This is a genomic window from Mucilaginibacter sp. OK268, assembly GCF_900103125.1.
Taxonomy (GTDB): Bacteria; Bacteroidota; Bacteroidia; order Sphingobacteriales; family Sphingobacteriaceae; genus Mucilaginibacter.
On sequence record NZ_FNJV01000001.1, the window covers coordinates 1,163,400 to 1,188,273 of the forward strand.

General features: G+C 42.9%; 11 protein-coding genes. All 11 read left to right on the forward strand.

Annotated elements, in window-relative coordinates:
* Window positions 1-68: 68 nt before the first annotated feature.
* Window positions 69-1,748, forward strand: coding sequence for a cellulase family glycosylhydrolase (locus BLR84_RS04855; protein ID WP_176851950.1), 1,680 nt, complete (start codon window positions 69-71; stop codon window positions 1,746-1,748).
* Between the two features lie 367 nt (window positions 1,749-2,115).
* The gene (locus BLR84_RS04860) at window positions 2,116-6,315 is read left to right on the forward strand and encodes a hybrid sensor histidine kinase/response regulator transcription factor (protein WP_090465836.1); all 4,200 of its coding nucleotides are present in this window, start codon (window positions 2,116-2,118) and stop codon (window positions 6,313-6,315) included.
* 762 nt (window positions 6,316-7,077) lie between these two features.
* Window positions 7,078-10,230, forward strand: coding sequence for a SusC/RagA family TonB-linked outer membrane protein (locus tag BLR84_RS04865; protein WP_255366856.1), 3,153 nt, complete (start codon window positions 7,078-7,080; stop codon window positions 10,228-10,230).
* Window positions 10,231-10,259: 29 nt separating this feature from the next.
* Window positions 10,260-11,852, forward strand: coding sequence for a RagB/SusD family nutrient uptake outer membrane protein (locus BLR84_RS04870; RefSeq protein WP_090465102.1), 1,593 nt, complete (start codon window positions 10,260-10,262; stop codon window positions 11,850-11,852).
* 23 nt (window positions 11,853-11,875) lie between these two features.
* Window positions 11,876-13,357 carry a glycan-binding surface protein gene (locus BLR84_RS04875; RefSeq protein ID WP_090465104.1) on the forward strand — a complete coding sequence of 494 codons (1,482 nt, stop codon included), beginning with the start codon at window positions 11,876-11,878 and terminating at the stop codon, window positions 13,355-13,357.
* An 81-nt stretch (window positions 13,358-13,438) separates the two neighbouring features.
* Complete coding sequence (locus BLR84_RS04880; protein WP_090465107.1) at window positions 13,439-15,001, forward strand: cellulase family glycosylhydrolase; 1,563 nt, start codon at window positions 13,439-13,441, stop codon at window positions 14,999-15,001.
* Between the two features lie 123 nt (window positions 15,002-15,124).
* On the forward strand, window positions 15,125-16,321 hold the full coding sequence (locus tag BLR84_RS04885; protein WP_090465111.1) for a glycoside hydrolase family 5 protein: 1,197 nt from the start codon (window positions 15,125-15,127) through the stop codon (window positions 16,319-16,321).
* Window positions 16,322-16,530: 209 nt separating this feature from the next.
* Window positions 16,531-18,618, forward strand: coding sequence for a beta-galactosidase (locus BLR84_RS04890; RefSeq protein WP_090465839.1), 2,088 nt, complete (start codon window positions 16,531-16,533; stop codon window positions 18,616-18,618).
* 23 nt (window positions 18,619-18,641) lie between these two features.
* A complete protein-coding gene (locus BLR84_RS04895) occupies window positions 18,642-20,201 on the forward strand; it encodes a GH39 family glycosyl hydrolase (protein WP_090465114.1) in 1,560 nt (519 codons plus the stop codon).
* Between the two features lie 3 nt (window positions 20,202-20,204).
* Complete coding sequence (locus BLR84_RS04900) at window positions 20,205-22,412, forward strand: glycoside hydrolase family 3 C-terminal domain-containing protein (protein ID WP_090465117.1); 2,208 nt, start codon at window positions 20,205-20,207, stop codon at window positions 22,410-22,412.
* Between the two features lie 393 nt (window positions 22,413-22,805).
* Window positions 22,806-24,848, forward strand: a complete 2,043-nt coding sequence (locus BLR84_RS04905) for a beta-galactosidase (RefSeq protein ID WP_090465120.1) — start codon at window positions 22,806-22,808, stop codon at window positions 24,846-24,848.
* The last annotated feature ends 26 nt before the right edge of the window (window positions 24,849-24,874 follow it).

A 24,874-nucleotide genomic window follows, 5' to 3' on the forward strand; every position in this document is an offset into this window, starting at 1 on the left:
TACATTCGGTTACCGGCACGTCCTTGTTTTTTAGTGCCTTTTTACAAGAAACCAATTTTATTTACAATATGAGAACCGTAAACTATTTTTATTGCATCGCAATCATGCTGGTGGTATCGGGATGCCACAAACAGCAAATGGCCAATCCACCCGTTAATCCGCTTGTTAAAACGGGCACCAAAACGTTGACCGCAACCAGTTACCCGAGTTACAACACATCTCCTCTTCCGCCTGATCAGACAGGTATGAGCAGTACGGCGGTTCAGATCGCTTCAAGAATCCAGTTAGGATTTAACATTGGCAATACCATGGAAGCCGTCAATAATGAAAACGGATGGGGAGCCCCTAATATTACCCAGGCATTCATCGACAAGGTAAAACAAAGCGGCTTTACCGCAATACGGATTCCTTGTAATTGGAATTGGTCACATGTACCGGATTCTACAACTTCAAAAATAGACCCCGCCTGGCTTAGCCGTGTGCAGCAGGTGGTGCAATATTGTGTTAACGACGGTTTGTATGTGATATTAAACATACATTGGGACGGCGGATGGTTGGATAACAATATTACAACTGCGGCGCAGGCTGCAGTTAACGCCAAACAAAAGGCGCTTTGGGAGCAAATTGCAACGCAAATGCGTGGTTTTGATGAACACCTACTTTTTGCCAGCGCGAACGAGCCTCCGGCCGCAGATGCCACAGGGATGAGCATTTTGCTTTCTTATCATCAAACTTTTATCAATGCGGTGAGATCAACCGGGGGCCATAACAGTTACAGAACTCTGGTAATACAGGGGCCAAGTACGGACATTGTAAAAACAAACAGTTTGATGAACACCCTTCCTTCAGATCCGGCCTCCAATCGCATGATGGTTGAAGTTCATTACTACACCCCTTATAATTTTTGTTTGATGGACGGCGACGCATCATGGGGCAATATGTTTTATTATTGGGGATCAGGATATCACTCTACCACCGATCCTTCCCGCAATGCAACTTATGGCGAGGAGTCGGACCTCAATGGATATTTCCAATCAATGAAGACGAAGTTTGTTAACCAAGGCATCCCGGTGGTCTTAGGGGAATTTGCCGCGGGGCGCCGATCGTCCCTTACAGGAGATGCTTATAATCTCCATATTGCTTCCAGGGCATATTGGTATAATTATGTTATACACCAAGCATTGTTGAACGGTATGCTGCCGTTTCTTTGGGACACCGGGTCGATCATTGACAGATCGACGTACGCCGTAAAAGATCAACAACAACTGGCTGCAATGGTGCAGGGGGCGCAAAGCAGTACATCTCCGGGAATTCAGGCTGGAAGTGTATATCAGATTGTTAACAGATACAGTTTTAAGGCTCTGGATATTGCCGGCTGGGGAACCGCTAATCAAACATTGGCAGATCAATGGGATTATTCAGCCGGATCAAATCAGCAATTTAAAGTGCAGCCTGCCGGCAGTGGCTACCTGTTAACGCCGATGCATACCTCCGGTAAGTGCCTGGAAATAAATGGCTGGTCTAATGCTAACGGCGGTTTCGCGGATTTATGGGCTTACACCGGTACGGGCGGAAATAACCAAAATTGGTTAATTCAGCCAACTGACAACGGCTACTATAAAATTATCAATGTGAATAGCGGGAAAGCCCTGGAAGTCGCACAATCTTCGCTCGCAAATGGCGGCGCGCTTGATCAATGGGATTACAATGGCGGCAAAAACCAGCAATGGGCGTTTTTGAAATTATAACTTTTAGAACTGCTGCAAAGCAACTTAAATATCTGTTAAAAACCTGATGTCGGCTGGTTTAAAAGACAGGTAAGAGAATAAAACATTTAGTTGAAAAGACAGGTCAATGCGGTCCGGGGTGCGATACGGACGCATTTTTTTAAAAGATCATAATCATAATTGTGATTGAATTCGAAAAAGACAGGTCAATGCGTCCCGAGTGAGATCCGGGGCGCATTTTTTATGATCTATTGCGATCAATAACAGTAATGGATAAGTAGCTTTATTGTTATATATTCATAATCTTATTGTGTCACATTTATATTACCTTAGTGTACTGGTTATATTTTAATTCTGTTGATTCCCGGTTCGTCCAATGTTGAACTCCATGCGCGTAAAATTCTATTATTACCTTCTTGTGCTTACATTGATTGGGGGATGTTTCCCCGCTTTTGGACAAAGCGGCCAGTATCGTTTCTCGCACCTCGATATAAGTGACGGACTATCGCATAACCAGGTCAACAGCATATTAAAAGATTCGGATGGCTTCATGTGGTTTGGTACGGCCTCCGGCCTTAACCGGTTTGACGGCTACACCTTTAAAGTATTTAAGCATGATAGCAATGATAAAAATTCTGTCAGTTATGATGTTATCACAAAGATTTTTGAAGGTCCTGATAAAAAGTTATGGATATCAACGCGCAATGGGTTCTGTTTTTATGATCCTGATAAAGAGCAATTTAATAGCGATATGTCATTGTTGCTGCGACCTTTAAAACTCCCTCTTTATTCGAATGTTACCAAGATTGTGCGGACAGGCGCTGCGGACTTCTGGTTCTTGTATCCGGATTCAGGTATTTACCGGTATAATACGGTAAGCAAGCAGACGAAACGTTATAGTCATGGTATTAATTCCATCCCTTCGTTATATTCAAACGCCATTATAGATATCTCCCTTGATAGTAAACGCAATATATGGATAGTATACAGTGACGGTACAGTGGAGATGGTGGATGTTAAGCTTAATAAAATCAGCTATCAAACCGATATTTTTAAAAAGGCAACCAATAAAAAAGACGGTTATTATTTCTTAACCGTCGACCGGGATAATGATCTGTGGTTTTATGCGCCTTATGGTGATTTGGGTGTGTTTTATTATAAGCCAACAACAGGGATTCTCCGGCATATTGATAAGGAATCAGAAGGGGTGAAATTAAAGGCGAGTATCATCACCAATATCGTCGAGGCCGATGATGGCCGTATATGGATTGCAACCGATCACGGAGGGATCAATGTGCTGGATAAAAAGAAATTTGAAATAACCTACCTGCTGAACCGTGAAGATGATGCCAAATCATTAAGGCAGAATACCGCTACGCTCTATAAGGATAATTTGGGTGTTATTTGGGCTGGCACCTTTAAAAAGGGAATAAGTTATTACCATAAAAACATTATCAGGTTCCCGCTTTACAGGCATTTTGCGTCAGATCCCGCCAGTTTAAGTTTCAATGATGTCAACAAATTTGTCGAAGATAAACTGGGTAATTTATGGATTGGCACCAACGGGGGCGGCCTGATTTATTTTAACCGCAAAACCGGCAAATATACACAGTATAAACATGATCCTGGAAACCCCAATAGCTTGACTAATGACATTATTGTCACTTTATGTATTGATCATGACCAAAAGTTATGGATCGGCACGTATTTTGGCGGGCTGGATTGCTTCAACGGGAAAATATTCACACATTATAAACACGATGATAAATTAACCACCAGTATTGCTGATGACAGGGTATGGAGTATTCTGGAAGATTCCTCACACCGCTTATGGATAGGAACGTTTGAAGGCGGGCTGGAGATTTTCGACCGTTCAAAAAAAATATTTTACCATCCATTTAAGCAATCCGATATCAGGTCCCGGATGGTGTCCTCGATCTTTGAGGATAAGCAAGGCAATATATGGACAGGGGGATACCTGGGCATAGATGTTATATTGAAAAATACCGGACGGGTAATCCATTATATCGCCAATGGAAACAGCGTAAATGGCTTAATCGACAATACCGTAAACAGTATCAACCAGGATAGCCGAGGTTTGATATGGATCGCGACGGCGGGCGGCGTGAATATTCTGAACCCTAAAACAAACACGTTCACCTCACTGACGAAGAAAAACGGGCTCCCCGCTAATGCCGTATCGAATACAGAAGAGGATGACAGGGGAGCGATGTGGTTGAGTACCTCAAACGGGTTAAGCCGCGTCACCTTAGTACCAACAGCAAATACTTTTACCTTTCACTTCGAAGACTTTGACGAAACGGATGGTCTGCAAGGCCGGGAATTTAATATAAATTCCGCTTTGAAAACACATCGTGGGGAGCTGATATTTGGTGGTGGCGATGGCTTTAATATATTTGATCCCGCAAGTATACAACCTGTTACCAATAAATCCAGGTTAGTTTTTACCGATTTTCAATTGTTTAACAAGAGTATATCTGCCAATGAGCTTATCAATGGCCATAGAGTACTGTCAAAAGCGATAGCCGTAACCCGCGATATAACGCTCAATCACAGCGAAAATGTCTTTTCCATAGAATTTGCCGCTCTTGATTTTTTTAACCCGGGCAAAGTTAGGCATCAGTATATGCTGGAGGGTTTTGATAAAGGATGGGTAAATGCAGATAACAGAACGCGGAAAGCCAGCTATACCAACCTGGATCAGGGCGATTATGTTTTTAAGGTGCGGGCCTCTAATGCAGAGGGCGTGTGGAACCCGGATTATATTTCATTAAGAATCAAAATACTGCCGCCATTCTGGGAATCGACCTTCGCCTATGTCATTTACATGGCACTGTTTCTGGGTACGCTTTTGTTTATCCGGCAGAGGGGGATACAAAAAATAAGAAGACAATTCATCGCGGAAAAAGAAAAACGGGAAGCCAGATTAATCATTGAACAGGAGCGCCAAGAGATTAAGCGTATGCAGGAACTCGACCAATTGAAGACTAAATTTTTGACGAATGTTAGTCACGAGTTCAGAACACCGTTGTCATTGATCATAGCGCCTGTTGATAAGATGCTTACGCGCGCTGACCGGGAGCAGGAACAACAGCTGAACATGATCAGAAAAAATGCCAGGCGATTGTTAAACCTGGTCAATCAGCTGCTTGATTTTAGGAAGATGGAAGTTCAGGAGTTGAAACTGCATAGGAAGCCCGGAGATATTGTGAAGTTCATCAGTGAGACAAGCCTGTCATTTACAGATATCGCGGAAGAAAAAGAAATCGGGTTTGTATTTGACACTACGGTTGATTCTATGTTTACCACTTTCGATCATGATAAGATAGAAAGAATATTGTTTAACCTGATATCAAATGCGTTTAAATTTACGCCCACTGGTGGCAAGGTAAGTGTTCTGCTTAATGCGAATGAGGAGGCTGATTGCAAAATTGTTCTTGAAATTAAAGTGATCGACACAGGCATAGGCATTCCCCAGGAAAAGCATAGTAAAATTTTCGAGCGTTTTTTTCAGCATGATATTCCCGATTCGATGATCAACCAGGGCAGTGGCATAGGTCTGGCGATAACCCGGGAGTTTGTGAAGATGCACGAAGGAGAAATTACAGTTGAAAGCGAGCCGGATCACGGCAGTTGCTTTATCATCAGGCTGCCGCTCGTCATTTGTACCCCCCCGGAAACGGACATGTCAGCCGGCGATGAGGCCGATAGTGAAAACCTGAATGATGCCAGCCAAAATGAAATTAAAACGGTAGCCAAACAGCAGCGGGCAAATAAAAAGCCAGTTGTCCTTTTAGTGGAGGATAACGATGACTTTCGTTTTTATTTGAAGGATAATTTAAAGGATATATTTTTTTTAATCGAAGCTTCAAACGGACGGGAAGGATGGCAAAAGGCGCTTTCACTACACCCGGATATTATCGTAAGTGATATCAGTATGCCGGAGATGACCGGAATTGAACTGTGCAAAAAACTAAAGAATGATAAGCGTACCTCACACATCCCTGTTGTGCTGCTAACCGCATTAACGGGTGAGGAAGAGCAGATCAAAGGCCTGGAAATCGGAGCGAATGAATATGTGACCAAACCTTTTAATTTTGAAATACTGCTTTCAAAGATCAAAAACATCCTTATACTCCGGGAAACCTACAAACGGACCTACAAAAAGCAAATCGATGTCCAATTACAGGAAATACTTATAGAAAATGAAGACGAGAAATTGTTAAGGAACATCGTTGAATATATAGAAATGAATATCTCTAATGACAGCCTTTCGGTAGAGGAGTTAAGCCGCAAGATGAATATGAGCCGCGGATCGCTTTACAATAAAATACTGATGCTTACCGGCAAATCACCTTTGGAGTTCATCCGTTCAATACGGTTAAAAAAAGCGGTGTATTTATTGGAAAATAGCCAAATGACCATTAGCCAGATCTGCTATGAGGTGGGTTTCAATACCCCTAAATATTTTACGAAACTGTTCAAGGATGAATACAACATGCTGCCCTCTGCCTACATCACTTCCGTTCGGCAAAACGGATTGTCCGAAGCTGAAAGCGGCAAATAATTTATTGGTCTGCGACCGATTTACCAGTATGTTCCGATTGAAGAAATCTTAATTGGGACCTTATTTATGGCTAACCTAAAGACTCCCTTTTGGTTAAGACATCAAAAAAATACTTAAGTAAGACAGAGGACAATTAACCGATTTCAGATCGACGGCCTTTTCATTTAAATTCCAATGTAAAGAAAACAAGAATAACCAACACTCATTCTGGTTTTTACAAATAGCTGCTCCTTCTTCCGAATCCTGCAGTCGCTAAATCTAATTTAAGCCTGAGTTTTCGTGAATTCTGGAAGTTATAGGTGTTTATTGTATATGTAAATATCTTGTTTTCAGTTGTTTATAATTAATTGAACATTTAGTCTATATTTTTAGTCAACTCTGCCATGTCCTGTAGTTTGAGTTAGTATAGTTTCACTCCTCGGAATAAAGCCTCAAGGCGATGAGTTAACTCACAACACCTTTGAACGATGTTCCACCAATTATCAATAAGCCAATAGTTAATTTTTCGTGACCGAGTAAACAGGCTGATGGCTTGCTTAGCTTTTATGCTGGTAGTTCGAGCGGACTGATGCGCAGAAACTTATCCATGAAGTCGATTCAAACGGTCGTTATTGAGTACTGGTGTGCCTTGGAATTATATAAACCCAAACCCTATTGATATAGATAAGAATTAAAACTATTCATTACTAACCAAAACAACAATGAACCAATTATCAAACCTTAAAATCCCTTTGCAAAATGGATAAAAATTTACAAAAGAGAATGAGATATCACATTTCGTTATTTATTGCAGGCATGTTACTCTGTCTTTCAGGCTACGCCCAAACCGTCAATATCTCCGGAAAGGTAACAAAGGCCGACAATTCCGAACCGATGGTGGGAGTAAACATTAAAGTTAAAGGAACAGAAACCAAAGCTTCGACTGCTATTGATGGTAGTTATGTAGTAATAGCAAAACCGGGCGATATACTTGTCTTTAGCTATTTAGGTTATACATCTCAGGAAATAACCGTTAAACAAAGCAACAAAATTAACGTCAAGCTGAATTCAACATCCAGTAACTTAGAGGAAGTAGTGGTTATTGGTTATGGTAAACCGATCGCAAGAAAAGATGGTACGGGCTCCATAAGTTCCATATCGGGGAACGAATTACGTAAAACCCAACCGACTACTTTTGACCAGGCCCTGCAGGGAAAAGTAGCAGGTGTAGTGGTGCAACAGATATCAGGTCAGCCTGGTGGTGGTGTGTCTATTCAAATACGTGGCGTGTCGTCAATAACCGGCTCTAATTCGCCCCTATATGTAATAGATGGTGTTATTATTCCTCCGGTAAACGATCCTGGCTCAGGTTCCAATCCATTAAGTGGTATCAACCCTACCGACATCGAATCACTCGATGTATTAAAAGATGCATCTGCAACGGCCATATATGGTTCGCAGGCTACCAATGGCGTTATTGTTATTACTACAAAAAGAGGTAAAGTAGGGCCACCGACAGTAAGTTACGATTTTTATACCGGTTATCAGGAAATTCGTTCGAGGCTTCCTACAATGGACTTACAACAGTATGCAACCTTTATGAATGCTCGTGCCCAAGCCTGGGGCTTCGGTGCAAGACCCGAATTAGCCAATCCGCAATATTTAGGTAAGGGGACCGACTGGCAAAATGAATTATTCCGGAAAGCGCCGACGACAAGTCATACACTTTCTGTAAGCGGCGGTGATCCCAGAACCCAGTATTTTTTGTCCGGGTCTTATTTCGACCAGGAAGGTATAGCACTTGGATCTGATTTTAAGAGATACTCAGTACGTTTAAACCTGGACAATAAAACCACTAACTGGTTAAAAATTGGAACCAGCCTTCAGTTTTTTCGTGTTCGTGAGAACACAGCTTCCAGTGATGGCGGTGTAATTGCTTCAGCACTAAGCCTTACACCCGATATTCCGGTAACTAATGCGGATGGTTCGTGGGGTGGTGTTACCACCACAGATGGTTGGGTACCTGGTGTTGCAAACCCTGTAGCGATAGCTTTGATTACAAAAAGCCAATCTGCAAGATATGAAGCGTATACCAACGCTTATGCGGAAATACAGTTTACCAAGGACCTGTCATTCCGGACAGAAGTATCGGGTAACTTCAGGTTTGGTACCCACGATAATTTTAATCCGGTTTATAATTTTGGTAAAACTACCAACGCTATCAACAGTGCCAGCTCCTCTGTGGATCAAGACGTCTACACCGTATGGCGTCAATACGTAACTTATAACCATAGTTTCAAAAAATATAACCTCAATATTTTGGGCGGGCACGAAGCAAATACAAGCTCTTTCGAAAATGTAGGTGCCGGGCGAAAAAATTTCGTTTCCAATAATGTGCAGGCTATTAATGCTGGTGACCCTACTGTTCAAACAAATAGTGGGGATAATGGTCTCGGCAGTGCATCCGAGTCCTATTTTGGCCGTGTTAATTTTTCCTGGAATGATAAATATCTGATCACTGGTAACCTGCGCAACGATGGTTCTTCAAATTTTCCGATTGACCATAATTGGGCTGTTACCTATTCAGGAGCATTTGCATGGAAAATTAATAACGAGGCATTTTTGAAAAATGTAAAGGCTATAGATGAATTGAAACTGAGATTGGGTTATGGGCTTACCAACAATCAGGGTATACCGGGCAACACTTATGCAACTCAACTTAAAACCGTTGCTACAGGGTTATCAGGAACTTCGCAGTATCAAAGCAATTTGGCAAATCCAGACGTAACCTGGGAAAAAACAAATTATTATAATGCTGGACTTGATGCATCTTTTTTTAACGGCCGCATAAACTTTTCATTAGATGTTTATGACCGCGAAACAAACGGACTTTTATTGAAAATTCCACTTCCTCAATATAGCGGTACTACCGCGGGCTACTCGCCTGGGGCCATGACCGCACCTTATGTAAACGTTGGTTCTGTTCGCAATAGGGGGTTTGATTTCCATATCGGCACTACTAATATTACCCGCAAAAACTTTATATGGAAAAGTGATTTTACCTTATCGCGGAATGTGAACAAAGTGCTTAGTTTAGGTGCCGGCGGTGATGACGCCAGCTTAACAGCGAGTGCTCTTGGAGGTGTAGCTGAAAAAACCGTAGTAGGTAAACCTATCGGCGAATTTTACGGCTATATATTCGATGGCATATTTTCAAAACCAAGTGATTTTCAAACCCATGCCCGATCTGCTGATCAAGCCGGAAACCCGTATCCGATTTCTCCCAGTGGCGGTGGTATTTGGTACGGCGACCGTATGTATAAAGACTTGAACGGTGATGGTATTATCGACTCCAAAGACCAGACTTTCCTGGGTTCGCCGATCCCTAAATTCCAATATGGGATCAATAACTCATTTACCTACAAAAATTTTGATCTGAATATCTTCTTCAGTGGCAGTTATGGCAACAAAGTTTTCAATCAATTGCGTGTATCACAAACCAGTTCACAAAATAACACTGCCTATTTTACCGATGTATTAAATTACGCAAAATTGGCTTTGATAAATCCGCAAGGTTCGTCATCCGATGTTAACAATGTGTATGTTACTAACCCTAATACAACCGTTGTCGGTTTAAGAAACGATCAAACCAATTATAATGATCGGCCTTCTAATTTGTGGATCGAAGACGCTTCATTCCTGCGTTGTAAAAATATCACATTAGGTTACCGTTTGCCAGAAAGTGTTTTATCGAAAATATTTGTGCATTCACTCCGAGTATATGCTAATGTATCCAACGTATTTGTAATCACAAAATATAAAGGGATGGATCCTGAAATAGGTGGGTGGAATCCCCTTCAGGTAGGTTGGGATGGGGGGAATTATCCTCTGCCACGCGTATTTACTATTGGTGCAAACCTAACCTTTAGCAAATAAAACAATCACCAATTCTTAAAAGAAAAATCATGAAACCAATTAATAAAATCATAATTATTTTGCTATTTGGAGCGGCGATTGCCGGATGCAAAAAGAGTTTTTTGGATCGTCCGTCCACCTCACAAATTAGTTCGACAAACTTTTACAAAACCCCCGCCGATCTGAGGCTGGCTACGGCAAGCTTGTACGGCGGCGCGTCATGGTGGCAATGGCATAATGGTGCTGTTATACCGTTAGGCGATATATTGAGCGGAACTGCTTATAAAAACTATAACGGCGATTTTGTGCAGCTTTTTACTCGTACAATCACAGCACAAAATGGCGTTTTGCAAAGTGGCTGGGCCGGTTTGTATATTGAGATCGGTCAATGCAATAATGTTATTAATGCCATACAGCAAACAGCATCGGCATCTGTACCTCAGGCAAGCAAAAATGCTGCTCTTGCCGAAGCAAGGTTTTTGCGCGCGGTAGCTTATTACCACCTCGCTGTTTACTGGGGTGCCGTACCTATTATTGAGGATAACACCAAGTTAATAAAGAACCCCCTGCTTTATCGTAACACTATTGCGGATGTATTTAAATTTATTACTATCGATTTAACCTATGCCGCGCAAAATCTTCCTTCAAAAGACGATAAAGGCAGGGTAACCACTTGGTCAGCGCAAGGAATGCTGGCCAAAGCGTATTTAACAATGTCGGGGGTGGGCAGCAAGGCGGAAGGAATACGCAACCAGGCCTTACTGGACAGTGCAAAAAAATATGCAGCCAATGTATGTAAAAACAGTGGATTAGCATTGTTTTCCAGCTATTATGATCTTTTCAAAACGCAAAACAACGATAGTCCCGAATCATTATTTGCCTATCAATGGGCCCCAGGTGTGGGTTACGGAAATGGTAATACCTATTTAACCTATTCACCAAGTAACGATATAAATCCTACAAAAAATGGTGCATGGAATGCTTTATCACCAACCTGGGATTTGTATAAGATGTACTCTGCTAAAGATACCGTACGGCGCAAAGCTACCATTATGCTCACCGGAGATTATTATCCCGAATTGAATGCTGCAGGTGGTGGTTATAAAGCAGGCGGGATATGTATGAAAAAACACATTATTGGCAACGAAATAGATAATAGTTCACCAACAATGGATTATTGGTCATCCATCGAACATGACCCGGTACTTAGATTGGCCGATGTGTATCTGGTATATGCCGAAGCCATTTTGGGTAACAATGGTACTACAAGCGATGGTGACGCGCTATTGTATTTTAACAAAGTGAGAACACGGGCAGGTGTGGATCCTGTAACGGTGTTGGACGGTGCTACACTACGCACTGAAAGAAGAGTTGAATTTGCTTTTGAAGGACAATATTGGGTAGATCTTGTTAGGTATTCTTTTTATAGTCCGATTGCAGCAGTGAAGTTGCTTAATGATCAGGATGCCACTCACAGCCGACAGACGTTTAGTTATGATCCTAAAACGCGCATAGCTACAAGAGATACTACTGCGGCGCCATCTGCGCTACCGGCCACTATCAGTGCATTTACATTACAAATTCCGGCGTCCGAGTTGGGAGCTAACCCCAAATTGGCAGCACCTCCGGTACCTTATTATTAATTAAAAACATTAAAAATATTATTATGAAAAAAAAATCATACTTAAGCTTGTGCGTTTTGCCGCTTTTCTTTGCAATAGTGGCTTTACTCCCTGCTTGTAAGAAGAACAACGACAGCGGCGGCGCCGCCGCTCCTGTTGTTACCAGCGTAAGACTTTATGTTCCGTCACCCAACGATATCGTATTGAGTAATGGGGATCCTAAAAGTAGTGCCTCCATATATGGAAATGGTGGAATATATGTGGCTATAGTTGGGCATAATTTGCAAAATGCAACAGAAATCGATTTTAATGGGGTCCCTGCAAAATTTAACGTTGCCTTATTTGCACCGAACAACGCGGTGGTACAGGTACCAACTATCAATTATGCGAAAATTGATACCACGAAACTCTATACTTTGGTTTATAAAACAGCTGGAGGTTCAACAACGTTTTCGTTTAAATTGGGGCCTATGCTCCCAACCCTTACCGGTATATCCGATGTATTTACCCAACCGGGCGATTCGGTTTATGTTACTGGTACAGATTTGGTATTGATTAAAAGCGTTTCGTATGGGGGAAGTGTAATTTCCTCGTTTAAAACAGACACTAATGGAAGATTCATTGGTTTTCTTATGCCGGCGGTCAAAACCACCGATCAGGTATTAGTAACTACAAAGAGTGGTTCAGCGGCGTTCAAGATAGTTGCCACACCAACCATTACCGGTATTTCTAACGAAAATGCCCTAAGTGGTGATTCTGTTTATGTATATGGTACCAATCTTAGAAGTATTCAAAAGGTTGTTTTTGCCGGCACTACAATTACTTCTTATAAAGCATTAAGTAATGGAAAAGCTATTGGTTTTGTTTTACCTGCATTATCGAGCAGTGGGCCAGTATCTGTTACTACAGAGTTTGGCACTGCTACTACCGTGTACAATGTAAACGATGTAGCAACAGGTTCAATATCAAATTGGGATAGTAATTTTAATTGGCAATACTGGGGTGCTGGCAAACAAACTAACGGCGATCCAAATTTCTCTGGCAATTCAAGTACCTATTTTGTATTGGATATTAGTGGGTTGGCCAAAGGCGACGGGTGGCCGTGGAGTACTAACATACCCATGAATGGAGCACAATGGGTGCCTAAGGCCAATATTGCTGACTCGGCTAGTCATTGGGCATTTAAATTTGAAGTAAGTATCCCAAAAGCTTGGAATGGTACCACAGTTGATATTGTAAGTGGAGTGGGGGGCTATATAGCCCGATGGGAACCATGGCAAAAAAACGCTACTACCACGGCACCGTACATTACAAAAGGGTGGGTAACAGTAACTATTCCTTTAACATCCTTCCGTGCATCAGATCCAACGCTTGGCGAGGGTATGGGAGCTTCCATATCCAAAATTTCCGATTTAACGGGTACATCCGGAAATACCTCTTGCACATTGTATATACATAACTATGGTACTTCGGCAGCCGGATTTTATGGCGCTGTTGATAATTTGAGAGTTGTAAAAATTAAATAAGCTAAGCGCCACAGCGACATATTGCTGTGGCGCTTTTAAACGAATTAGAAGATTACTTTTTTTCGATAAAACGAAACTAATATGAAAAAAATAAAAATAAAGGCGGCCTATAGGATTTTGGGGATAGCTATTGTAATTATAGCCGCCGTTTCTTGCAAAAAAACAGGGACAGCTTCCCCGGAGCTTACGCTATCTAATATAACGCAGGCTATACCGGAAGACGGTGGAACCGCAGCTTTGGCATTTACCACTAATGCGGCATGGAGTGTTGATACTACGGGCATCGGATGGTTGCATTTAGACAAAATATCGGGTAATAGCGGCGATGCGGCCATTAAAGTTACGGCGGCGGCAAATTCATCAGGCAGTACCCGGTCGGTGCTCTTAAATGTGAGCTCGTCTAATGGTCAAAGCAGGCGAATTACCGTAATGCAAAATGCTCGGATTTTTCCATCCTATAATATATCACCTAAAGCACCTGATGTAACTGGCATGGGTAGCACTGCTTCGCAAATAGCTGCAAATATTACCTACGGTTGGAATTTCTATAATACCATGGAAGCCCCGGGTAGCGAAACCGGATGGGGAAACCCGCCAATTACCCAGCAAATGTTTGATTTAATAAAATCAACTGGTGTAAATGCGGTAAGGATACCTATTCGATACGATGGACATTTTATTGACACGAAAACGATGCAAATTGACCCGACCTGGCTTGCGCGTATAAAACAAGTAATTCAATATGGTATTAACGACAATATGTATGTGACAATCAATATCCATTATGATCCCGGTAGTGAAACCGGTGCTCAACAGGATACCGCTAATGCTAAGCACAAAGCAATTTGGGAACAAGTAGCAACTTATATGCGCGATTTTGACGAACATTTGATGTTTGCCAGTGCCAATGAACCTAATGCGAGTGATGTGCCAACAACGGTTACGTTAATGCGTTATCACCAATCATTTATTAATGCGGTGCGTGGAACAGGTGGAAAAAACACTTATCGTACTATAGTTATTCAGTCGCCTTCTACATCAATAGATTTGCTTAACGCTTATCTTGATCCGACTAATGTATATAAAATACCAACATTACCTACCGATCCTACGCCTCATAAAATGATGCTTGAGTTCCACTATTATAGTCCGTCGCAGTTTTGCATATTAGGAGGTCCAGGTACTATACCTGGCGACGCAAGCTGGGGTAAAGAGCTGTATTTTTGGGGAAAAGACTTTCATACAACAAATCCGAATTTTTTGGACCGCAATTGCACATCTGCGAATGAAGAAGCTTATGTAGACTCTATAATGCACACCATGAAAGCAAGATTTGCTGATAAGGGCATTCCATTGTTCATGGGCGAATATGCGTCGAATTATCACGCTGGTAAATTAACAGGTTATCCAGCCGATTCGCTATTGGCATTAAAGTCTGCGACGCATTTCACTGCTTATATTGCACAACAAGCCAAAGCAAATGGCGTAATACCGTTTTTATGGGCAGGTATATTTGACCGTCGAGGTAAGGACGGGGTTCCGCAAGGGCCCACAATTGTAGGAGACACGGCAACATTGAATGCTGTAAAACTTGGCGTAAACGCAGGCGTAGATAAATTTGGCTCAGGCGCAAAGTTTCATTAAGCACGCTGAATTACACGGTAAAGCCACGTTCGATGTTTGCACACATCGGGCGTGGCTATTACTGGATTATCATCCGAACGATATTTAAAACAAAAACTTTACCTATAGAAGATCATAAGCCGAATGAAAGCTAAGCATTCTTTTAAAACATTATTTTTTCTAATTACCGTCATATCTTTTTTTTCAGTCAAAAGGGCTGATAATAACAATACCGCCATCTATCCTTCTTATAATACCTCGCCAAAGGATCCTGACTCAACCGGAATGAGTAGTAATGCTGTTCAGCTCGCCGCTAAAATCAGGTTAGGGTGGAACATCGGCAATACTTTTGAAGCCCCGGGCGACGAAACAGCCTGGGGTAGCCCTGTTATTACGGAAGATTATATAAAATTCGTAAAACAGCAGGGATTTAATGCCATCCGCATCCCATGCGCCTGGAACTGGAAGCACTTAAGTAACCAGGCGACTGAACAAATAGACCCCAACTGGCTCAAAAGGGTAAAAGAAGTGGTTGGGTATTGCGTGAAAAATGATATGTACGTCCTGCTCAACATTCACTGGGATGGCGGCTGGTTAGATGGCAACATTAATACAGCTATGCAAGATTCTGTCAATGCCCGGCAAAAGGCATTGTGGGAGCAAATCGCCACAACGATGCGCGATTTTGATGAACACCTGATGTTTGCCGGTGCTAACGAACCACCCGCGGACAATGCGGAAAAAATGGCCATACTTAATACCTATCATCAGACCTTTATCAATGCGGTGCGGTCCACCGGCGGCAGGAACGGCTACAGAGTGCTGGTCGTTCAGGGCCCTTCAACAGATATCGATAAGACCAATGACCTGATGACTACTCTTCCCAGGGACCAGGTGGCGGCACGGATGATGGTGGAGGTACATTTTTACACGCCCTATCAATTTTGCCTGATGGAAGGCGACGCTAACTGGGGCAAAATATTCTATTACTGGGGGACTGGTCATCATTCTGCAAGAGAACCTGACCGCAATGCCACCTGGGGTGAAGAGCGTGATGTAGATGCCGCGTTCGGTAAGATGAAGACGAAATTCGCCGATAAGGGAATTCCTGTCCTGCTGGGCGAGTATGGTGCTTACCGGCGCGACAACGGCAAACATACGCCTTTGGATCCGGCAACGCATAATGACGCGGTGGACTATTGGCTAACTTATATTACCAAACACGCGAAAGCCAATGGGATATTGCCTTTTTTCTGGGACACAGGCGGCGCTTTGGACAGGCGAAATTATACAATAAAAGATAAGCGTACGATCAGATCCCTCAACGCGGGTGCCAACTAAAATATGAACAGAGGATTTGCAAATTATTTTCAATACCTATGACACACAACGCTGCCGCTATCATGGATTAAAACATGATAGCGGCAGCATTACGGATAGCAGAATTGCGAAATCTTCCGAGTTTATAGGGATGACATTATTGATCATGCTGAATGAAAAATGAATATGAAACGAGCTACAACTACTATAGAAAAAACGAACAGCCTCAGATGAGAAAATTTATAATCCTATTTATAGTAAGTCTTTTAATTCCTTCCGCTGCGTTAAGAGCGCAGGAAGTCAAACGGTTTTTCCCGGAAAAGGATCTGGTAACTACCGGTATCTATTATTATCCGGAACATTGGAGTGAAAACCAATGGGAACGTGACATCAAAAAGGTATCAGAGATGGGTTTTGAGTTTGTCCACCTGGCCGAATTTGCCTGGTTTAAAATGGAGCCCGAGGAAGGACGGTTTGACTTTACCTGGCTGGACAGGGTGCTGAACCTTTGCAGCAAGTATCATCTCAAGGTATTGCTGTGTACACCTTCTGCGACCACCCCAACCTGGATGCGGTTAAACTATCCGGAGACCTTTGTTATGGACGGTCATTATATCCGCGCTGAGAATGGTACGCGGGGACTGGAGTCCATTATTAATCCAAAATTTCGCGGCTATGTCAAAAAAATCGTAGCGGAAATGGCCAAACGATACGGTCAGAACAGCAATGTGATCGGCTGGCAAATTGATAATGAACCCGGTGCTGTCCCTGATTATAGTCCCTCGTCGCAGGACGCATTCAGAACCTGGCTGAAGAATAAATACAAAACCATTGATAGCTTAAATACGGCCTGGGGAGCAGCTTTCTGGAGCCAGTGGTTTAATAGTTTTGACCAGGTAATCATACCGAATACGAACCTCGTTGGCTGGTGGGGTAATAATCCTCATGCCTTGCTGGATTTTAAAAGATATTCAGCGGACGCACAAGCCGGATTCCTGGATTTTCAGGCCGGCATTTTACGCAATTACATTTCAAAGGCGCAATTTGTTACAACCAACTATACGGCTGTTTGTACGGGTTCAGATCCTAATCGTACCAGGAAACTGGATTTTGCAGCCTACACGGCGTATCCAAACGGCGGTAGCGATAATATTGGTGAGTCAGGCTTCCGTTTAGGTAACAGCGATGTTGTTCTTTTTGCAGCGGAATATTACAAATCTGTGGGTGGTGTATCAGGGGTTATGGAGATTCAGCCGGGGCCCGTTAATTGGGGAAGCTATAACCCGCTGCTTTTACCGGGCACGGTTCGCCTATGGTTGTATCATAGTTTTGCGGCTGGGGGAAAGATCGCCTGTTCTTACCGCTTTCGTCAAATCCTATATGGTGCAGAACAATATCATGCAGGTGTGATACAAACTGATGGCGTGACGCCTTCACAGGGCGGTAAAGACTACATGCAGTTCATGAAAGAGATAACAGAACTACGGAGACAATTTACATCCGGTAAAAAGATGCCGGAAAAGCTGGCCGCGAGGTCGACCGCGTTGCTCTGGAATGTAGAAAATTACTGGAGCATTGACAGGCAAAAACAGACAGAACAATGGAATACCTGGGATTATCCGGTAAAATTCCTTAAAACGGCAAAGTCATTGGGAGCGCCCGTCGATGTCATTCAGGAAACAGCAGATTTGTCAAAGTATAAGCTCGTCATCGTTCCTGCCTATGAAATGGTTGACTCTGCACTGGTGAAAAAATGGCAGGACTATGTCGCAAGGGGCGGCCATCTGATCATTACCTGCCGGACCGCTACCAAAGATCGCAGGGGCCATTTTTGGGAAGGAGAGACCGCTATGCCCATTTCAAACCTGATTGGTGCCCATATAAGCCAGACAGATATGCTTTCGTCGTATGGTAAAGGCGATATACTGATGAATGCGAAGCATTATACCTGGCATAGCTGGGGGGATTTACTGGTGCCGGATAATACTACAGAAGTGTTGGGCACTTATGATAATCAGTTCTATAAAGGAAAGGCAGCCGTTGTAAAGCACCGGATCGGCAAAGGCGATATCACCTACATCGGTGTAGATACCGATGACTCAAAATTAGAAAAGGATGTATTGAGGCAGATTTATCAGGATGCCGGTGCCACAATGGAGGACTACCCTCCCGGGGTCTTTGTGTATTGGCGCGATGGTTTCTATACGGCATTAAACTATTCATCAGATAATTACACGGTAAAGCTGCCAGATAATGCGAAAGTTTTAATAGGGGAGAAGATACTTAAACCATCGGGTGTGCTCGTGTGGACAGAATAATTTTACTAAGAATAAATAAACAAATGAAAAAAATAATTGGGGCATTGGTGCTTTTGCAATTCGTTTTTTTGGCAAATGTCAATGGCCAAAGGGCGATCAATGTGGATTTTAACAAAAGCTCGGGTAAGCTTAATACCATGTTTAACGCCTGTGTAGGTGCGGGCAGGGCAAATGAAGGGTTGCGTGCCGATTGGCAGCAGCAACTGGAATATGTAAGAAAGCAATGCGGTTTTAAATATATCCGGATGCATGGATTGCTCACTGACGATATGGCGGTGTATACCGAGGACGCAAAAGGAAATCCTCAATATAATTATATGTATGTAGACGCGCTGTTTGATTTTCTGCATAAAATTGGTATGAAACCTTTTGTGGAGCTGGGTTTTATGCCCAATGCCCTGGCAAGTGGAAGCCAGACAATCTTCTGGTGGCGGGGTAATGTTACCCCGCCCAAAGATTATAATAAATGGGAGGCGCTTATCAGCAACCTTGTTCAGCATTTTACAGAACGGTATGGTGCAGAGGAGGTAAAGACCTGGTATTTTGAGGTATGGAATGAGCCTAATTTATCCCCCGGTTTCTGGACTGGAACGCAGGCGGATTATTTCAAACTCTACGATTATTCTGTCAAGGCGGTTAAAGGGGTAAATCCTCAATACAAGGTAGGCGGGCCGGGCACTGCGGGTGCGGCATGGGTTCCCGAGATGATCAGCCATTGCAGCAAGAATAACGTTCCCATCGACTTCATCAGCACACATTCTTATGGCGTAAAACAAGGCTTTCTGGATGAGTATGGTAATTCGGGCACGGTACTAAGTAAAGATTCATTGGCCGTAAGTGGCGATGTATTAAATTCCCGTAAACAAATTGCGCAATCCGCGATACCCGGTCTGGAACTGCATTATACGGAATGGAGCTCATCCTACACCCCCGCAGATCCTGTGCATGACAGTTACCACGAGGCAGCCTATATTTTGGAAAAACTAAAACAAGTTGGCAATACGGCCAACTCCATGTCGTATTGGGTTTTTACCGATGTCTTTGAAGAACCCGGCCCGCGGTTTACACCTTTTCATGGAGGTTTTGGTTTACTCAACATTCAAGGCATCAACAAGCCTGCTTTTTATGCTTATCAACTTATGAATAAGCTTGGAAGCACTGAATTGGCCAGTACCGACACCCGTTCATGGGTTTGCAAAAATGATAAAGGGGATATCCAGGCATTATTGTGGGACTATACCTATACGTTACCTGATTCTGTCAATAATCAATCCTATTATATCAGGGATTTGCCCGCCAAACCAAAAGGGAAAGTGAAACTAAACCTTTCGCACGTACCTGCCGGAAAATATACCCTGGAAATTTATAAAGTAGGTTATCGGGTAAACGATGCCTATACCAGCTATCTGGATATGGGCAGGCCGGGCCAGTTAAACAGGCAGCAAGTCGAAAAGTTAAAAGGAGAAAATGGCTCGCCTGTCGCCAAACAGGACATTGAAATAAAACCCAATACTGTGTACTCCCGCGAATTTAATATCCGGGAGAATGATGTTGTCCTGATAAACCTGATTAAAAAAAGCTAACCCATGAATATATTAATACCAAAGTTGAAAATACTAAAGATAACATGCAGCTGTGTACTGTTTTTATCACTGCTGATGGCAGGGGTGGCAAACGCACAGCACAGTCTGAATAATGGCAACCAGGAAGAAAAAATCCGCTCCCTGATCAGCCAGATGACTTTGCAGGAAAAAGTAAGCCTTTTGCATGCAAATTCTAAGTTTTATGTTTCCGGGATAAAGCGACTAGGTATTCCCGAATGGGCGCTGAGCGACGGACCACATGGGGTGCGCGCTGAAATTAACAGGGACGACTGGGCATATTCTGGCTGGACAACCGATTCTGCCACCTGTTTTCCTCCGGGAACAGCCCTTGCCGCCACCTGGAATCCTGAACTGGCCTTTAAACAAGGACTGGTGTTGGGTGAGGAGGCCCGGTCTCGAAAAAAAGATGTTTTACTGGGACCTGGTATCAACATTATCCGTTCGCCGCTTTGTGGCCGAAATTTCGAATACCTGAGTGAAGATCCTTTACTGATTTCAAGGATGGCCGTTGCTTATATCAAGGCCCTGCAGTCCAAAGATGTGGCGGTGAGCGTCAAACATTGGCTAGCTAACAACCAGGAAACACACCGTGATTCTATCAATGTGTATATGAGCGAAAGGGCTTTACGGGAAATTTATTTGCCAGGGTTCAAAGCTGCTGTCACTGAGGGCGGGGCTTATACGGTAATGGCTGCTTACAATAAATTCAGGGGCGACTGGTGCTCGGAAAACGAATACCTCGACAGGCAAATTCTTCGGAAGGAGTTTGGATTTAAAGGTGTCTTAATGACCGACTGGGCTGCGGCGCATACGACCGTGAAGGCTGCATTAAGCGGACTTGATCTGGAAATGGGCACCGATAAAAAAGATTACAACGAATGGTATTTCGCCGATCCCCTAATAAAAGCAGTAGAAGAAGGAAAGGTGCCGCTATCGGTAGTTGATGAAAAAGTAGCGAATGTGCTGCGTGTCATGTTCAAGACAAAGATGTTTGATGAAGGCAGCCGGGAAAAAGGAAAAATGAATACACCGGAGCATCGAAAGGCAGCCTATAATTCAGCGGTCGAAGCCGCGGTATTGCTTCAAAACAAAGGCAACTTACTACCGATCGATTTCAGTAAAATAAAATCAGTCGCTGTCATTGGTGATAATGCTACCCGTAAACATTGCTCAGGGGGGCTTAGTTCGGAAATAAAAGCATTATATGAAATAACGCCCCTGCAGGCCATTGAACAAAAGTTCGGCACTCAGGTCAAAATAAATTTTGCTCAGGGATATGAAAAACAATCTACTTTCAAAGAAGGCAGTAACGGGGGCCAGGCAAATTCAGACCATGTGGATTGGAAATTGATTCAGGAGGCTGTGAAGGTTGCCCGGGAATCAGAGGTGGTGATTATTTTTGGTGGTTTAAACCATGATTTTGATACGGAATCTTTTGACCGCCAAAATATGGACCTGCCTTATGGACAGGAGGTTTTGATCCAGGAGGTGGCCAAAGCAAACCCGAATACTGTTGTCGTCATGGTAGCCGGTTCTCCTGTAAAATTAGCGGGCATTGTTAACAGGGTGCCTGCTATTCTATGGTCGTGGTATGGCGGTATGGAAGCCGGCAACGCGGTGGCTGATGTATTAAGTGGAAAAGTAAATCCATCCGGTAAATTACCTTTTACCATACCGGTCACGCTGGACCAGTCGCCTGCTCATGCCTTGGGTAATTATCCTGGAAAAGATCTGAAAGTAAATTATGAGGAAGATGTTTTGGTGGGTTACCGCTGGTTTGATACAAAAAAGATACAGCCCCAGTTTCCTTTTGGATACGGACTTTCTTATACCGGTTTTACACTTGACAGTTTTTCGACGGACAAGAAAAGCTATGGGCAAGGCGACACCATTCATGCAAAATTCGTGATTAAAAATACGGGTGGCCGTTATGGTGCCGAGGTCGTGCAATTGTATGCAAGCGATCCCGGTAGTTCGGTTTTGCGCCCTGAAAAAGAATTAAAAGCTTTTCAAAAAGTTTTTCTGCAGCCAGGCGAAACGAAAATAGTTGAAATGCAGGTAAAGGTCAGAGATCTGGCTTTTTATGATGAAACGAAAAAGTCATGGAAAGTGGAAGCCGGCGAATTCGTTATGCAGTTAGGTAATTCATCCCGCAATATTTCAAAAACAGTAAAAATTTCAGTTAGATAAATAGGATAAGCTGCCACATTCAAGACAGTTCGGACGGGCAATTTAGCCTGGGACAGTTATGAACATTCGGAAGGTAAGGTTGATTTTCAATGGTTTGATTTTGGGATAAACATGATCTACTTTTAATAATTTAAATGTATGCCTTAACGCACTTTTAATTCATAAGTATCCTTTTAATTCGTTGTTGCAATAATAAACAAATGTCGGTTTTGTATAAAATAAAGTCCCTTTAAATTAAATATTGGGGGCATCCTTTAAGCTAAATTTGATTTACCAATTCCCTATAATGAATTAATTGGAGAACCAATTATTGACCGCTATGCTTCTTCCTGTCTGCAGTTAGGTAATTCATCACGTAATATTTCAAAAACAGTAAAAATATCAGTTAAATAAATGAAAATACGAATCAAACAGCTTTTGATAATTTCAACGCTGTTGCTTGCTACCTTGTCGGTTAAAGCTCAGGAATTATACGTGGGAACCAATTATCATCCTCACGATGATAAAGACCAGGAAAAAATAAAAAAAGACATCGGGTTGATGAAGGCTGCCGGATTCAAAGTAGTTCGGATGGGCCACCTGGCCTGGGACAGTTATGAACCTGCTGAAGGTCGGTTCGATTTTCAATGGTTTGATTTTGTGATGGACATGATGAATAAAGCAGGTATCAAGGTCATTTTGGATATTGCTATTCGTCCGGCACCCATTTGGTTGCACCATAAATATCCTTCCATTGATGTTACCAGCCCAGGGGGCAATGCGCAATATCCGAACCACCGCTACATGGATGATGTAGGTGATCCGATGTATCAGAAATATGCCATCCGCTATGCGGATACGCTTACAAAACATTATGCCAAACATCCCGCTCTGCTGGCTTTTGGTATTGATAATGAATCAGGCGATGGCCCTATTTCGTACTCAGAAACGGTAAGGAAGAGGTTCGTCGTTTGGTTGACGAAGAAGTATTCGAACCTGGACAATTTTAACAAAGCTTGGGCTACACAACGGTGGTCCAGACGAATTAACCAATTTGATGAAGTTGGACTGCCGGTGACAGGTGAAAAGAACGGAGCCCCCGAGAAAATATTGGATTTCAGGCGTTTTATTTCTGACGAAGTTAACCATTTACTCTTTAAAGTGATTGGAGTGGTTAATACTAACGCACCCAATGCCCTAACTAATACCAATGCCTGGTACTACAGCTCGTTGAAATATTTTGACTATTCAGAGATGGCTTATTCAGGCAAAATGTCCCGGGAAGGCGCCGGCTTTTATCCTGGTAATTCTTTAACTACCAATTGGGGGGTGATGAATGCCTTGTTCGGAATTGCCCGTATTCAGTTTGAAAGTACAACCCCGTTCTGGTGCAGTGAGTTTACTACGATGACGGCTGTTCCCAATTCGATTAGAAAATCGGCCTATGCCACGCTGATGTACGGTAATCAAGCGGTTTGCGGATGGACCTGGCAAAGTATGTGGTCGGGCGAAGAGCAATATCTCGAAGGGATGCTTGATTGGGACGGAGTTACCAACCGTAAATATGAAGAATACAAAAAGATAGCAACAGAGTTTAAAAAGATCGAAAAATACTTTCCATACAAGCTCAGCCCGGAAGTTGGCTTAGCATTCTCGTTTCCAAGTCAGATAGCTAGTAGTTCTTTCCCTGAGGCGCAGGACCAACAGTTACAGAGCTGCTGGAATCTGTTTTATACCCGTAATATGGATGCAAGTGTTGTTGAGATCAGTAAAAGCCCATTAAAGTATAAATTGCTTTTTGTACCCGGTGTAACTGTAATGGATGAAGCCACTGCCAATAAAATCCGGGATTTTGTAAAAAATGGCGGAACTGTTATTATGACGAGTAACTCCGCTGTGGTTGACGAAACCGGGAAGGTATTTGCGTCCACCCATCCGGGGCGTTTAAGCGATGTATTCGGAATACGGGTAGCCGGTTATGAAGAAACAGAGCAGATGAACGAAGTATCCCGTACGTCGTTGAGAGGCAAAAAAATTCAATTAATTTATCAAGGGAAAACTATTGGAACTGAATCAAGCCGATATGATGTTATCCAATCTAAAGGCGCTGAAATTCTTGGAAGTATAACCAGCCTTGATAAAGATTACCCGATTATTACCGCTAACAAATACGGTAAAGGTAGGGCAATTTATGTCGGCTTGCCGGCAAGCGCCGACGTATTGAGCCCATTGCTCGATAAACTGATTGATGAACTGGATATGAAAAAAGGGCCACAGGTACCGGTGGGCGTTATGGCCAGACAAATCGACAGGAACCACTTTTTATACCTGAACCTAACGGGTGACCCCAAAGAAATAGCAATGAATGGGAAATCCCAGAGTATTCTTTTTGATAAAAGTTATACCGGCAATTTTACGATAGCACCCTACGAGCCGGAGTTCATAGAAGTAAAATAGATTGAGTTTTATTCATTAAGTAATTG